The organism is Chryseobacterium urinae, from assembly GCF_030518295.1.
In the GTDB taxonomy this organism is placed as follows: domain Bacteria; phylum Bacteroidota; class Bacteroidia; order Flavobacteriales; family Weeksellaceae; genus Chryseobacterium; species Chryseobacterium mucoviscidosis.
On the sequence record NZ_JAULSJ010000003.1, the window covers coordinates 113922 to 127968 of the forward strand.

Here is a 14047-nt window from a genome sequence, read left to right on the forward strand (position 1 = left end):
TCATGAAAAAAATAGCTTTAGTAATATTTTCTATATTCTCATTAGGATATTATGCCCAAGTCGGTATAAAGACTACAACACCTGTAGGTTTACTTGATATCAACGGGGATCTGAACATCAATAAAGAAATGAGAATGGGCGGAACAAATACCGTAAAAGGTTCTGCCGGAACAGCAGGAACCATTTTTCATAATAACTCGGATCTTGCAGTTAACGACTGGAAGAGTGTGAAAATTGCAGACGGACAGGGAAGTATGTCTTTATTTTCCATGAATACGGTTTCGGATCAGACAGGAGTAACCTTCAGTGGAAATAACGGTTCTACTTCTCCTTATGCAGAAAACTCTGCGCTTACTTCAGATTGGACAGTAATTACAGGAGCTCAGGATACATATTCGGTAACCAATACCACTAATAAAGTTGTTTTTACGTTTCAGACAACTGCTCAAAAGACCAATAATTCAAACTCGTCTTCAGGTTTTGCGTGCGGAATTTTTGTGGATGATCTTTTAAAAGCAGTAAGAACCGATGTTTTAATCGGGACAGACGGTTCCTATAAAATTTATAACATGAACACAACACTTACGAATGTAACTCCGAAAAATAATTATAAAGTAAAAGTTGCCTGTACAAAACGAAACCTGAATAGCGGAACTTTGGGAATAGGAACGGCAGTGAATACCAACTTTCTGAATTCCGATATGTCTCAGTCTGTTTTAACAACGTCTGTTTTACAGCCTTACTAAAAACAGATTATTTTTCATAAATTAAAATCTAAAAGCGAAAGTTTTTAGATTTTTTTATTTTAAAGTGATATTTATTTAATGATTTTAAGGCTTTAATAGGAGAAAATAAATTATATTTGACGGCATTAAAAATTAATAATATGACCAAAAATTACATCCTGTCTACTTTTGCTGCAATTGCCCTTGGTTTTGTGGTTTCTTGTGACAATACAACGGAAGATCCGCCGAATCAGAACAAGAATACAACATCTGGAACTACGATTACAGGTCCCAGAATTTTATCTAAAGTAAACAATGGGACAAAAGATCTGGAAGAGTATGTTACAACAGGAGGAGCGCTTTCTCAGGTTTTTGTAAGAGATGCTGCGTCCAGCAATACGCTTACTTCTACCGTAACCTATTCGGGAACTACAATTTCTCAGATAAAAATTCAGGATAATGTAACTCCGCACGTTACAGATAATACTTACGCACTTACGTATACAAGCGGAAAATTATCCGCATTTACGATGGATCAGACTGTTATGGGAGTAGCTAACCACAGCGATTTTACAGTATATTATGATGCAAACGGAGTGCTGTACAGAATTGTTGAGAAGAAAAAAATGGCAGGAAGTACTTCCTATACTCATTATACAGAACTTAAATTTACCTTTTCGGCAAACAATATCGTAAAAGCAGATTACACCACGATGTTAATGAGCGGAGGAACTCCTACTGCTTCCACGGCATCTACCACTTCTTATCTGTATGAAAATTATGATATTAAAGTAAACCCTTACACTACGCTTCCGAAGGAATATTTTATGATATCTTCCACTATGACGCAGCTCAACTCTTATATGCTGTCTGCCAATAATGTAGGGAAAGTTACGATACAGAATCCTGCCGGAGCTGCCATTTCTTATCCTAAAGGGTATCTGTATGATTCACAGAATTATCCGGTTTCAGATCAGAGTCAGACAATTAAATACATCTATAAACCGTTATAAAGAAGAATTATCTTTTACTAGTTTTATGATAATATGAATAAAAACGTGATTTTTATTCAAAAAAAAATTATATTTGTGAAAAAATAAATAATCCCCTATTGGAATGAAACGACTTTTTTATTTTGTTTTACTATTGGTAGGTATTTCTACAATTCATTCTTGTAAAGATTTATTGGATGAAGACGGAAATCCTCTGGTGGATATTAATGACAATACAGGACTGAATGGTCCGAGAGCTTTATACAGAGAGATCACAGACTCAGATACTTTAGCAACCTATTATTACAATGGTCTTCAATTGTCTAAAGTGGTAACAGACAGTATGAACTCTACTACAGATTTAGCATGGAGCGGAGACAAGGTAAGCAGAATAGATTTCAGAGGATTTTTAGATCTTGACGGAAACGGAGATTTAGATAAAGACAGTGTTATCTTTACACAGCAGTTTACTTATGGAAGTACAGGAAGAATAGAAACCATCTCAGAAAACAGATCTTTCTTCAAGAGAAGTACTACAGCTCCATATACTCCTTTAGTACCGGGACCACAGACGCTTTATAAAAAGACAAAGACACTTTATACCCTGAAGTATGCTGCGGCAACGGCTAAACTGGATTCAATTATCATGAGAAACGGACCTGAAGCTTCAGGAACTCCATTTGTATATACCTCTTATTCAAAAACAAAGTATGAATATACAGGAGATAATGTTTCCAAAGTAACGAGAAATTACGGACCAATGGGATCAACTGGTTCATTTGGATCTCCGACAACTAAGTTAGGATATGAGTTTACAAATTATGATACGAAAATCAATCCGTTTACTTTAATTCCGAATGCGTACAAAATTTCAAGATTATTATCAACGGAAGCGAATGATGTAAAAAGCTGGATTTTGTCACCGAACAGTCCTCAGAGATATTCTGTAACAGATTTAACCACACCAATTCCTACACCGGTTGTATTCTCCACGAATTACAACTACGATGCACAGACTTATATGCAGAAAGGATATGGAATAAATTACATCTACAAACCATTGTAAAAATTTACAATTAAAATAATAAAAAACTCAATCTTCATGAAGGTTGGGTTTTTTTATTTGAAATCCTTTAATTTTGCAAAAAATTTCTCAATGAAATATTTAATAGTCGGTCTTGGAAATAAAGGCGCAGAATACGAAAATACACGTCACAATATAGGCTTTAAAGTTGCAGACAAATTAGCAGAAACCATGGAAGTTTCTTTCAATACCACCAATTTCGGCTGGATGGCAGACGGAAAATACAAGGGAAGAAGAGTCTTGGTCTTAAAACCGGATACTTACATGAATCTTTCCGGAAATGCGATTCGTTACTGGATGCAGAAAGAAAACATTCCTCTGGAAAATGTTCTTATCGTAACAGACGATCTGGCTTTGCCTTTCGGAACCTTAAGACTGAAGGGTAAAGGCTCGGATGCAGGACACAACGGCTTGAAAAACATCAACGAAGTATTGCAGACGCAGAATTATGCGCGTCTGCGTTTTGGAATTTCTGCCGATTTCTCGGAAGGAAGACAGGTAGATTATGTTTTGGGAACCTGGAATGAAGAAGAAAATGAAAAACTTCCGGAAAGAATTGAAAAATTCTCCAAAGCGTGTCTCTCATTTGTATTCGTAGGAATCAACAATACGATGTCTGCATTCAATGGAAAATAATTCTCCGAAAATAATATGTCAAAAACCTCCGGAAATGGAGGTTTTTTGTTATTTGTACACTACAATATCTTTTATGATCTTCTTTTCGAAAAAGTTTCTTTCATTAAGTGTAAAACGATAATTATGTTCCTGCTCAAAAAATTCTATCGGAGTTACAGGAGCTGTGTCTGCTTTCCATTTAATCACAAAACTTACTTCATTAGGAGAATTTATCTCTTTATCTGAAAACCTGAAAATTGTACTTGGAAGAGCATTTTCCTGATCTTCTTTAATGTCGGATTTTGCTTTCTTAAACTGAAGCTGCGTCATGTCTTTCAGCAATAAAGAAAAAGGTTTTCCAATATATTTTTGCTTATTGGTCTCAAATTTTTTGGCATATGTTAAAGTATCCGAAACCGCTTTTTGAGCATGCAGATCTGTAATAAAAAACAAAATACAGGTTCCCCAGAATATTTTCATCAGTATTTTCATGAAAAGAATAAAATTTAATAATCAAAAGTAAGATTTTATATAGTTTGGTCATCATTTTCTTTGAATTTTTTCTAAAACTGTTTAAATAAAACAAAAGACCACCGAAATCCGATGGTCTTTGCGATTGTACTCTTAAAGCTAATTTCCAATCAATTTATCTAAACTATAACATTTCTTATGCTAACCAGGTTACAACGCCTGTTTCTACATCATAATTGGCTCCCACGATCTTAATTTTTCCTTCCTCTTCAAGTTTTCTAAGGGTAGAACTCTGCTTACGGATATCATCAATCGCATTAATCACATTATGCTGATTCAGTCTTTCCAAAAGATCTGCATTGGCAGAAGAGCGCTCTTCTCCTTCTTCGATAATATCATTGATAATCGGGTTGAAATGATTGATCAGGTGGTTAAGGTTATCCATTCCCAAACCTTCGATTTTTGCTGCATCAAGACCGCCTTTTAAAGCGCCGCATTTTGTGTGTCCCAATACCACGACAAGCTTAGAACCGGCAACATTACAACCGAATTCCATAGATCCTAAAATATCCTGATTAACGAAATTTCCCGCAATTCTGATGCTGAAAATGTCTCCCAATCCCTGATCGAAGATAAGTTCTGCAGAAGTACGGCTGTCGATACAGCTTAATACTACCGCAAAAGGCCATTGTCCTTCACGGGTTGCGTTTACCTGCTCCAAAAGATCTCTGTTGGCTTTCAGGTTATTTACAAATCTCTGGTTTCCTTCCTTTAAAAAGTTTAATGCTTTTTCAGGAGTAATCGTCGATTGCGTTTCGGATGTATGTGCTTTCATATAATTTTTATTAAATTGAATTTTTTAAAGGTATAAAATTTATTGTTTTGAGCTTACATTGCTCTTTTATGCGTAACTAAAATGTGAGATTCTTCATCTCTTTCATAATCTCTGTAAGACGTTTTAAATCCTAACAATTCAACCGTAATGTCTTCTTCTTTTGCACGGATATTGGCAAAATCCTGAATCATTTCCAGAACATCGGTTGCTATATAAGATGTTTCTCTTGCATCAATAATTACTTTAGAATTCGGTTGAATGTTTTTCAATGTTTTTTTGATAGCCGCTTTATTCAGAAAAGAAACTTCTTCCGCCAGTTTCATTTTTATTTCATCTGCATCATCCAGCTTCTCACGGCTTAAATAATAAGCTCTCTTCATATTTCCCTGAAGAATATAGAATATTGAAATAGCAAGACCTATTCCAACACCTTTTAACAAATCGGTTGCCACAACAGCCACCACCGTTGCAATGAAAGGAATGAACTGAAACTTTCCTAAATGCCAGAAATGTTTAAACGTAGCAGGTTTTGCCAGTTTATAACCTACCATAATTAATACTGCTGCCAAAGTCGCCAGTGGAATTAAATTTAAAACTACCGGAATCGACAGAACGCATATTAGCAATAAAATTCCATGAATAATGGTTGATAATTTTGAGGTTGCTCCCGAATTGGCATTTGCCGAACTTCTTACCACCACAGAAGTCATCGGAAGTCCGCCGATAAATGAACTTATTAAATTTCCGATTCCCTGAGCTTTTAGTTCCAGATTGGTATCGGTAATTCTTCTCTGTACATCCAGTCTGTCGGAGGCTTCAATACAAAGCAGGGTTTCAATAGAAGCGACAATAGCGATTGTTGCTCCTGCAATCCACACTTTCGGATTGGTGAATCCGTTAAAATCCGGCATCGTCACAAGATTTTTAAAATCATCAAAAGACTGGGGAACCGGTAAGGAAACCAAATGCTGGGTCTGGATTTCCAATGAGCTTCCTGTCATTTTAAAGATCTGGTTTAGGATAATCCCTGTTACAACGGCAACCAGAGCTCCGGGAAGCATTTTAATTCTTTTAAGAGCAGGAACTCTGTCCCAGGTAATAAGAATTGCTACTGAAATTAAGGTAATAATGATCGCACCCGGCTGAATCGCTCCGAATAATTCTGTAAAATATCCGAAATTTAGACCATTGTCGAATATAGATTCATGTCCTTCATAATCCTTATCAAATCCCAAAGCGTGAGGAATCTGTTTCAGGATAATGATGATCCCGATTGCGGCAAGCATTCCTTCTATAACGTTATTAGGAAAATAATTGGAAATACTTCCCGCCCTTATAAATCCTAAAATCAATTGCAGCAATCCTGCAATAATTCCGGCACAAAGGAAAAGTTCGAATGCGCCAAGATCTGTAATGGCAGTTAAAACAATGGCCGTTAATCCCGCTGCAGGACCTGAGACGGAAATATTTGAATTACTGATGGATCCTACAACAAGACCTCCGACGATTCCGGCGATGATTCCGGACAAAGGCGGGGCTCCAGAAGCCAATGCGATCCCTAAACATAAAGGAAGCGCTACTAAAAATACCACGAGTCCTGAAGGGAAATTCTCCTTAATTCCTCCGATTAATGATGTTTTTTTCATGATGAAAATGCTGTGAATAGTGATCTGTTTTTATGAACAGACCGTTGTAAAGTTTGGAAAATGTAATTTTTAAAGCACGTGTTTATTCAATATCAATGGTATGACAAAGAATAGCTATCAAAAAAATCTAACGGTAAAAATTACGCTTCCGGAGGCGGAGAAAATATGGTAAGCAATGGAGACAGATGAAAAGAATCGTCTATCAGTACAAACGATCTGTCTTCCAGTGAGGGTTCATAAAACTTCAGATAATCGAAAACATCTAAAGTTTTAGGAAGTGTTTTTTCGTAAACTATAAAAGTCGAGGGGTGGGAATGTGGCTCTTCTTCATTAATTACTACATTGGTTCTTGTAAGATCCCAACCGAAAACCTCGGCAATACTCGGTAAAGCCGTAAAGTTGAGAAAAAACAGTAATGTAATAATACTCCAGAGTTTCATTTTACATTCTTTATATAAAAATTATTTGGTCTTTCTGCTCATTACCCAGTCTGAGCTGGTAAGGTTATAAATTTTCTGGATATCTTTTAATATTTTTTCAAAATCGATCTCAAGATCGATGATTTTTCCGGTTCTCAGATCGAAAACCCAACCATGAACTACGGGATATTCCTCTAAAATATATCTTTCCTGTACACACGCCATTTTGATAACGTTAATGCACTGTTCCTGTACGTTAAGTTCTACCAGTCTGTCGTAGCGTTTGTTTTCGTCTGTAATAGAATCCAGTTCAGCCTGATGCAGTCTGTATACATCACGGATGGTTCTTAACCATGGATTCAGCAATCCCAGATCCTGAGAAGTCATTGCTGCTTTTACACCGCCACAATTGTAATGTCCGCAAACAATAATGTCTTTTACTTTAAGATGTTCCACGGCATATTGAATAACGGCTGTAGAACTCATATCCAGAGTATTCACCACATTGGCAATATTTCTGTGGACAAAAACTTCTCCCGGTTTGGCTCCCATCAGTTCTTCTGCAGTCGCGCGGCTGTCTGAACATCCGATGTAAAGATAATCCGGATGCTGTGTCTTGGCAAGATCGTGAAAAAACTCCGGGTTTTCCGCGATTTTAGACTCTACCCATTTTCTGTTGTTTTCAAAAATAGCTTTGTACGACTGTGACATAAGAGCTTTTTAAAGGATTAATTATTTATTTGGTTTAAATTAATTTCAAAATCAATAGACCAAATCGATAATGATGCAAAAATATAATTTTTGGTCACATTCTAATTACTTTTAACAAAGTTTAATATTAAAATATGCTTAAAATCATAAAAGAGATCATTATTTTATGTTTTTTATATGGTTGTAATAATTCTATGCTAAAATTACAAACAATTTGATGACGATAGCTAAAATATTTTTATTTATCAGATCTTATTATTAATATACCCTTCAGTTGCGTTTTCAGATTCATAAATTTTTGCCGGATTGCCCATCACGACAGAATTTTCAGGGACATCAAAATTTACGTAGGCATTTGGCGCGATAAGAACATTGTTTCCGATGGTAATTCCTCCCACGATAACGGCATTGGTTCCAATCCATACTTCATCTCCAATAGCTGGAAATCCCTGATTTTTTCCACGATTCTGCTGTCCGATGGTTACGCCTTGTGCAATATTACAGTTTTTTCCGATTTTAGTATTGGGATTAATCACAAGACTTCCCCAATGTCCAAGATAAAAACCTTCCCCGATTTCTGTTTCGGGATAGATCTGGAAGCCGTACTTAATCTGATAATGTCTTAAAACAAGTTTCCAGAAAATATTCAGCAACGGCGTTTTTAGATATTGCTGGCTCTTTCTTAAAACATAAATAAAATGAAGGTTCGGATTGATGCATTTTGCCCAGATCTGAAATGGAGAAAGCCATTTTCCGCTTTCCCGGTAAAAATCTTTCTGAAGAATGGAATAGTTTTCTGCCATACCACAAATGTAATAATTCTACAGGTTTAAATTTTTAATCAGTTACAATTCATCCACAATAGAAACAATTTTGCTTACGGAATTTTTCAGATTAAAAGGCATTTCATAATTCATAAGTTTTTCCGGATATTTGTTGAAAAACTCAGGTTCAGATAATGCTTTCTTCATTCCGTTATAAATTCCTTCTTCAGAATTTTCCACAATGAGACCCAATTCACCATCGTTTAACATTTCATTGGCTCCCGAAACGTCAGTAGAAATAATTTTCTTTTTCAGGGTAATGGCTTCAAAAAGAACAGTTGGAAAACCTTCATACCTCGAACTTAAAATATAAAAATCAGCATTTTTAAAATAAGGATAAGGATTGTCTGTAAATCCTAACATGGTTGCTGTTTCATCAATGCCAAGCTCGGATTTTAGTTTTTTAATGTTTTCAAAATCATATCCGTCGCCAACAATTAAAACTTTGTGCTGAAAACCTTCATCCAAAAGTTTTTGATGAACTTTCAATAACCTGTCGAATCCTTTTTGTGGAAAAACAGTTCCGACTGAAATAAAGGTAGGAACATTCTGATCAAACTGATAGTTTATAACTGGAAGGTCTGCTTTGGCAAGAAACTCTTCGGTGTCTAAAGGATTGTAGATCTTTACAATTTTTTGTTTTTCAGTTTCATTTTTTGCCAGACTTTGGAAAAGCTGCTGTATCTTTTCAGAAATCACCATGATTTTGTCAAACCCAAAAAACTTACGGATCTCATCATTGGTATAGCCTTTCACCTGTGAAAGATCATTGTGAATCCAGACGATTTTTTTTGAACTTTTTAAAGGAGATCCTAAGATTTCATCCCGCATTCCGTGGATGGCTGCGAATTCGATGTCGTACTTTTTATTTTTTAGCTTTCCTTTGTAAAGAAGATTTGGGAACTTTTTCAGTATTTTTTCATGAATGACTCTTGCTGCTTTTCTCGGAATTTCGTGAGGACGATTCGTGGTTATCATTTCGCCTTGATGAAGATGCAGAATATTGATCCAGCCGGGAACTTCAGGCAGATATTTTCCTGAATTCAGATTCAGCAGCAAATCAATCTCATACTTATCGGAAGGCAGATTTTTCAAAAAAGTCACCAAAACTTTTTCCGCGCCACCGTGACGCAGAGAGCCTATACGGATGAGAATTTTCTTTTTTTCAGACATTTATTTCTTTACGGGTTTGTAAACATGAGGAATGTTTTCTTTAATGTAAGCTTCAAGTTTTGCTCTTTCAGGTTCAAGTTCTCTCGGGTACATTACATTGTTTTCCAGGGCTTTATCTCCGTATTGTTCCACTGTGCAGATAAATTTTGCCGGAGTTCCAGCATAAACAGAATTGTCGGGCATACTTGAATTGAGTACGGAACCGGCTCCCAAAATACAATTGTCTCCCATCTGTGATCCGGGAAGAAAAATACAGTTGTTTCCTACAAAACAGTTTTTCCCCAGCTTTATCCTGCCAAAATTTCTTGCATCCTGATATTTTTCCATGCTTCGGATGACGTACATTGCACCATCATGATTGATGAATTTGCAGCCTGCCGTAATTTTTGTCCTGTCTCCGATTTCAATTAAAAAAGGTTCTGAACCAAAATCCGGAGCTTCCACAAAAATTACATCTTTCCCCACCTTCAGTCCTCTCGCAACAGAAATTTTAATATAAATCTTCTGAATGATCTTTTGATAGGTGGTATGAATTTTCAGAATAAGACGGTAAAGGAAAATCATTGTTCTTTTTTTGCTAAATTAATAATGATATTTTCTACAGCATTAAAAATCTTCTGATTATCAAACTGTTCTTCAATATTGATGAGATTTTTCTTAATTTCGGCAATTAATTCCGGTTCTGTAAGAAATTTCTTCATTGCTTCATACATCTCATCCGTTTCATAATTGATGAGATAACCTGTTTTTCCATGCTCAATCATTTCGGGAATTCCTCCTACGTTGGTTGAAATAATTGGTTTCTGAAGAATGAGACTGTCTGCAATAATCAGAGGCCAGCTTTCAGATTCCGAAGGAAGAATGAAAAAATCTGCATTTTTCACATAAGGATAAGGGTTCATGGAAGATCCTAATAATTTGAAGCTTTCCGTTACTCCAAGTTCTTCCGATTGTTTTTTCAGGTTATTCATTTCCTCGCCGTCGCCGATTATGATAATGTGATGATCAAAACCATCTTTCAGTAATCTTGCATGCGCTTCCATGAGTTTATGAAAACCTTTTCGGCTGTGAAGTCTCGCAACAGAAACGAAAACAGGTTTGTTTGGTAAGTCAGGTTTAAAAGCTAAAGCTTTCTGTTTTAATTCATCAATAGGAATCGCATTTAAGATAACCTGATTTTCGGGAATTTTAAGATCAGGATACGTTTCTATTAAAATATCTTTTGTTTGTTGGGAACCGAAAATAAAATAGTCAAATTGAGGAATCTGCTTTAAAATTTCAGGAACCAAAGGCTGAAGTTTCGGCAGAGTAATATCGGAGTGAAACCAGCCTATTTTCTTTGATTTTTTATTAACAGAATGGAGAACCACAGAAAAAGCAGCGTAAGTAGGAGCTATTTCTACATCATATTCATCATTAAGAATTTTCTGAGCGATGGAAGGGTTTCTCAAAGCATTCTGAAGTCTTAATTTTCTTTTTGCTAACTGTAGTTTTTGGATAAGCGGATTTTTTGAAAGATCTTCTCTGCCTTCAGTAAGGTAAACTTTTCTTACATGAGTGGGAATTTCGTTTCTCAGCTCTCCCTGATTCATATTTAAACAGATCGTCATGTCGAATGTATCTTTGTTAAGATGATTCAACATACTTAAAACTACTTTTTCCACACCGCCCATTTCCATAGAACGATGCCTGAAAAGCACTTTTATTTTATTATTTTTCGTCATTAACTAAAGATTTGTTGGGCAAATATGATCAGTTTCTTTTTAATTTTAAATGCAATGGAATTCTGATATTCTAAAAGTCTGTAGATTTCCTGAGAACTGTTGTACTCTTTCGGGATTGTCTTTCCGTTTATGGAAGATAATTTTCTGCGTTTCATGGTATTGAAAATGACTTTGGCAAAATATTCCCTCGATTTGGGGCGGTTGTCATTTTGAGAAATACCTCCGGAATGAAGCCTGTAAAGATAATTTACCTCGTTAATAAATTTTACCTTACCTTTTTCATACATTTTTAAATATAAATCCTGATCTTCAGCAATCTTCATTTCCGTGTTCATTTTTTCCGTCTGATTATAAATGCCCTTTCTGAAACACACGAAATGCACAATATTTACAGGGCAGTTGAAAAAAAACGGACTGTTATTAATAACCTGCTGAGCGATTTTTGGAACCTCCAGAATTTTCAGATTTTCATCACATTTTGCAAATTTGCTGTAAGTAAGAACAACATTTCGTTGCTTTTGAAAAATTTTTATGCTTGAAGAGAGCGCATTCGGTGTAATAGCGTCATCAGGATCTACAAAGCCGCAAATATCACCTTCTGCCAGTTCAATCAGTTTGCTTTTTGTGATTCCTACACCGCTGTTTTCTTCATTTCTGTAAATTTTAAAACGTTCATCACTGCCGGTTAATTTTTTAATTATCTCCACGGAATCGTCTGTAGAAGCGTCATCCAGAATAATCGCTTCCCAGTTTTTGTAATCTTGTGCTATAATAGAATCATAGCATTCTTTAAAGAATTTTCCATTGTTGTAATTGGCAATCAGAACAGAAAACTTCATCTTATTGTGTTAATAAATTTTTACAAAGATAATTATATCCTAAAGATAACAGAAAAATCTTTATTTTTGTGGCTTAAATTTAACACAGTGAGCGAAATATCCAGAGTTCTCAAAACGTTTATAGCCTATCTTAAAAGACCCGATCTTTACCCTGAATTAGGACGTAAAATTGTAAAAAATACCGTAAATCGGGGAAATGCTTTTAAAGGAAAAGAAAAAACAAATTCGTGGGCTGCATCTAGAGCGGTTTCTCAAAAGCAGGCGGTTTCCCAGCTTTTCGGAATTGATATTGAGCCTTTTCAGACTGAATTTGCTGAAGTTTTAAAAGATTCTCAGAAAAGACAGGAAGATTGCCCTATTAAAATGGGTGGAGCAGGAGCTTTGGAACTGATTTATTATTCATGCGAATTTACCAACGCTAAAAGTACCGTTGAAACAGGTGTTGCTTATGGTTGGTCTTCTCTGGCAGCATTGCTTTCCTTAACCAAAAGAAACGGGACTTTGTACAGTTCAGATATGCCGTATCTTGCGCAGGACGGCGATCAGTATGTGGGATGTATTGTTCCTGAAAATCTGAAATCTCACTGGAAATTATTCCGTTTTGCAGACAAAGAATCGTTACCGAAAATCTTTGCAGACAACGCATCTTTTGACGTTGTACATTATGATTCTGATAAGAGTTATAACGGGAGATTCTGGGCTTACAACGAATTGTACAAGCATTTGAGAAAAGGCGGAGTTTTTATTAGCGATGATATCGGAGACAATTCTGCTTATCAGGATTTCTGCGAAAAAAATAGTATTGAAACTACGGTAGTAGAATACGAAGGAAAATACATTGGTGTTTTTGTTAAATAAAAACTTTTAAATGTATTTTTGATTCGTGAAAATTAGTCAGATTACATTTACAAGATTTTTAGCCGCAATAGCAATTGTAATTTTTCATTATGGTGAAGGCGCTTTCGTTTATAAAATAAAATATATATCGGAGATTTTTGCTAAGGCGAATATCGGAGTAAGTTATTTTTTTATTCTTTCGGGATTTATAATGATCGTTGCTTATCATAGCAAAGAAAAAATAAATTATATTGATTTTTACAGCAACAGGGTCGCAAGAATTTATCCACTTTATGTAGTTGGATTGCTTCTCTATTTGTTGATTCGGTCTCAGGAAACTGCTTTTTTCCCGATTATTGCATATTTGTCTGGTGTTCAGAGCTGGCTTCCCGGTAAAGCTTTAATTTTAAATTTTCCGGGATGGTCGATTTCAGTAGAATTTTTCTTTTATCTGATCTTTCCTTTTCTATACAATTATATTTATGCCAAAAAGAATAAATCGATTTGGATCATTGCCATTATAATCTGGATTGTCACTCAGGTTTTTTGCAACTACTTTATGTTCTCCGGATTGTATGAAGGAAGGTATTCCAAAAGTCATGATTTTATTTCATACTTTCCGCTGCTGCATATTAATGAGTTTCTAATCGGAAATCTCGCAGGAATATTTTTTATTAAAAATTGTAGACAAAGAAACTATGACTGGGCAATAATACTGATTTTCAGTTTAATATTATTGGCACTTCTTTTCGTTCCTCTATATTTTCATGATGGATTAATGGCGGTGTTTTTTGTTCCACTGATTGTTTTAATCTCCCTGAACAATGGTTTTTTAACCAAAATGATGTCTTTAAGGCCTTTGGAATATCTGGGTGAAATAAGTTATGCCATTTATATCGTTCATATTCCTGTTTTATTTATTTTAAGATCGTTTCTATATGATTATTTCAGGATATATGATAAAAGTATGATCTTCTGGATTTATATTCCTGTTTTAATAATTATTTCAGGTGTTTTTTATCAATTGATAGAAAAACCCTGCAGAGATTATTTAAAGAAGATAAAATTCCGATAAAAATATTTACTTTTGTTAAACATAAATGAATAAATTATGACAGAAATGATGTTCCCTTTTCCTATTTTCGTTCCTGA

At 35.2% G+C, this 14047-nt stretch carries 16 protein-coding genes; 6 read left to right on the forward strand and 10 right to left on the reverse strand.

The features are described from left to right. Positions 1 to 2: 2 nt before the first annotated feature. The 4 genes from QWT87_RS02930 (at position 3) to pth (ending at position 3437) form a co-directional block, all read left to right on the forward strand. Positions 3 to 746: a hypothetical protein gene (locus QWT87_RS02930; RefSeq protein ID WP_087708713.1), complete on the forward strand. Its 744-nt coding sequence runs from the start codon at positions 3 to 5 to the stop codon at positions 744 to 746. Between the two features lie 140 nt (positions 747 to 886). Next, positions 887 to 1738, forward strand: coding sequence for a hypothetical protein (locus tag QWT87_RS02935; protein WP_302713449.1), 852 nt, complete (start codon positions 887 to 889; stop codon positions 1736 to 1738). A 103-nt stretch (positions 1739 to 1841) separates the two neighbouring features. Then, on the forward strand, positions 1842 to 2783 hold the full coding sequence (locus QWT87_RS02940) for a hypothetical protein (protein ID WP_302713451.1): 942 nt from the start codon (positions 1842 to 1844) through the stop codon (positions 2781 to 2783). A 90-nt stretch (positions 2784 to 2873) separates the two neighbouring features. Then, positions 2874 to 3437: an aminoacyl-tRNA hydrolase gene (pth, locus tag QWT87_RS02945; RefSeq protein ID WP_302713453.1), complete on the forward strand. Its 564-nt coding sequence runs from the start codon at positions 2874 to 2876 to the stop codon at positions 3435 to 3437. 48 nt (positions 3438 to 3485) lie between these two features. Here pth and QWT87_RS02950 read toward each other — a convergent pair whose 3' ends face one another. The 10 genes from QWT87_RS02950 to QWT87_RS02995 all read right to left on the reverse strand — a co-directional run bounded on the left by QWT87_RS02950 (position 3486) and on the right by QWT87_RS02995 (position 12058). Further along, positions 3486 to 3908, reverse strand: coding sequence for a hypothetical protein (locus QWT87_RS02950; RefSeq protein WP_302713455.1), 423 nt, complete (start codon positions 3906 to 3908; stop codon positions 3486 to 3488). Positions 3909 to 4083: 175 nt separating this feature from the next. Next, entirely contained in the window at positions 4084 to 4722 is a 639-nt protein-coding gene (locus tag QWT87_RS02955) for a carbonic anhydrase family protein (protein WP_076391687.1), read from the reverse strand. Positions 4723 to 4775: 53 nt separating this feature from the next. Beyond that, entirely contained in the window at positions 4776 to 6368 is a 1593-nt protein-coding gene (locus tag QWT87_RS02960; RefSeq protein WP_302713458.1) for a SulP family inorganic anion transporter, read from the reverse strand. Positions 6369 to 6508: 140 nt separating this feature from the next. Next, positions 6509 to 6808: a hypothetical protein gene (locus QWT87_RS02965; RefSeq protein WP_273079079.1), complete on the reverse strand. Its 300-nt coding sequence runs from the start codon at positions 6806 to 6808 to the stop codon at positions 6509 to 6511. Positions 6809 to 6829: 21 nt separating this feature from the next. Continuing rightward, complete coding sequence (locus QWT87_RS02970) at positions 6830 to 7498, reverse strand: carbonic anhydrase (protein ID WP_116097318.1); 669 nt, start codon at positions 7496 to 7498, stop codon at positions 6830 to 6832. 245 nt (positions 7499 to 7743) lie between these two features. Further along, complete coding sequence (locus tag QWT87_RS02975) at positions 7744 to 8301, reverse strand: serine acetyltransferase (protein ID WP_302713462.1); 558 nt, start codon at positions 8299 to 8301, stop codon at positions 7744 to 7746. Positions 8302 to 8343: 42 nt separating this feature from the next. After that, entirely contained in the window at positions 8344 to 9495 is a 1152-nt protein-coding gene (locus tag QWT87_RS02980; RefSeq protein ID WP_185207181.1) for a glycosyltransferase, read from the reverse strand. Continuing rightward, on the reverse strand, positions 9496 to 10059 hold the full coding sequence (locus tag QWT87_RS02985; RefSeq protein WP_087708728.1) for an acyltransferase: 564 nt from the start codon (positions 10057 to 10059) through the stop codon (positions 9496 to 9498). It lies immediately after the preceding gene. Continuing rightward, complete coding sequence (locus QWT87_RS02990) at positions 10056 to 11219, reverse strand: glycosyltransferase (RefSeq protein WP_302713466.1); 1164 nt, start codon at positions 11217 to 11219, stop codon at positions 10056 to 10058. The genes QWT87_RS02985 and QWT87_RS02990 overlap by 4 nt, the downstream gene beginning before the upstream one ends. Beyond that, complete coding sequence (locus QWT87_RS02995; protein ID WP_302713468.1) at positions 11219 to 12058, reverse strand: glycosyltransferase family 2 protein; 840 nt, start codon at positions 12056 to 12058, stop codon at positions 11219 to 11221. Before QWT87_RS02995 ends, QWT87_RS02990 begins: the two co-directional genes overlap by 1 nt. Before the next feature lie 87 nt (positions 12059 to 12145). Between QWT87_RS02995 and QWT87_RS03000 the strand changes: the two genes are divergently transcribed. Then, positions 12146 to 12916, forward strand: coding sequence for a class I SAM-dependent methyltransferase (locus QWT87_RS03000; RefSeq protein WP_302713470.1), 771 nt, complete (start codon positions 12146 to 12148; stop codon positions 12914 to 12916). Positions 12917 to 12941: 25 nt separating this feature from the next. After that, a complete protein-coding gene (locus QWT87_RS03005; RefSeq protein ID WP_302713472.1) occupies positions 12942 to 13970 on the forward strand; it encodes an acyltransferase family protein in 1029 nt (342 codons plus the stop codon). The last annotated feature ends 77 nt before the right edge of the window (positions 13971 to 14047 follow it).

Coding starts and splice junctions, on each gene's coding strand:
- QWT87_RS02930 (WP_087708713.1), top strand. CDS start 3: ATGAAAAAAATAGCTTTAGTAATATTTTCTATATTCTCATTAGGATAT.
- QWT87_RS02935 (WP_302713449.1), top strand. CDS start 887: ATGACCAAAAATTACATCCTGTCTACTTTTGCTGCAATTGCCCTTGGT.
- QWT87_RS02940 (WP_302713451.1), top strand. CDS start 1,842: ATGAAACGACTTTTTTATTTTGTTTTACTATTGGTAGGTATTTCTACA.
- pth (WP_302713453.1), top strand. CDS start 2,874: ATGAAATATTTAATAGTCGGTCTTGGAAATAAAGGCGCAGAATACGAA.
- QWT87_RS02950 (WP_302713455.1), bottom strand. CDS start 3,908: ATGAAAATACTGATGAAAATATTCTGGGGAACCTGTATTTTGTTTTTT.
- QWT87_RS02955 (WP_076391687.1), bottom strand. CDS start 4,722: ATGAAAGCACATACATCCGAAACGCAATCGACGATTACTCCTGAAAAA.
- QWT87_RS02960 (WP_302713458.1), bottom strand. CDS start 6,368: ATGAAAAAAACATCATTAATCGGAGGAATTAAGGAGAATTTCCCTTCA.
- QWT87_RS02965 (WP_273079079.1), bottom strand. CDS start 6,808: ATGAAACTCTGGAGTATTATTACATTACTGTTTTTTCTCAACTTTACG.
- QWT87_RS02970 (WP_116097318.1), bottom strand. CDS start 7,498: ATGTCACAGTCGTACAAAGCTATTTTTGAAAACAACAGAAAATGGGTA.
- QWT87_RS02975 (WP_302713462.1), bottom strand. CDS start 8,301: ATGGCAGAAAACTATTCCATTCTTCAGAAAGATTTTTACCGGGAAAGC.
- QWT87_RS02980 (WP_185207181.1), bottom strand. CDS start 9,495: ATGTCTGAAAAAAAGAAAATTCTCATCCGTATAGGCTCTCTGCGTCAC.
- QWT87_RS02985 (WP_087708728.1), bottom strand. CDS start 10,059: ATGATTTTCCTTTACCGTCTTATTCTGAAAATTCATACCACCTATCAA.
- QWT87_RS02990 (WP_302713466.1), bottom strand. CDS start 11,219: ATGACGAAAAATAATAAAATAAAAGTGCTTTTCAGGCATCGTTCTATG.
- QWT87_RS02995 (WP_302713468.1), bottom strand. CDS start 12,058: ATGAAGTTTTCTGTTCTGATTGCCAATTACAACAATGGAAAATTCTTT.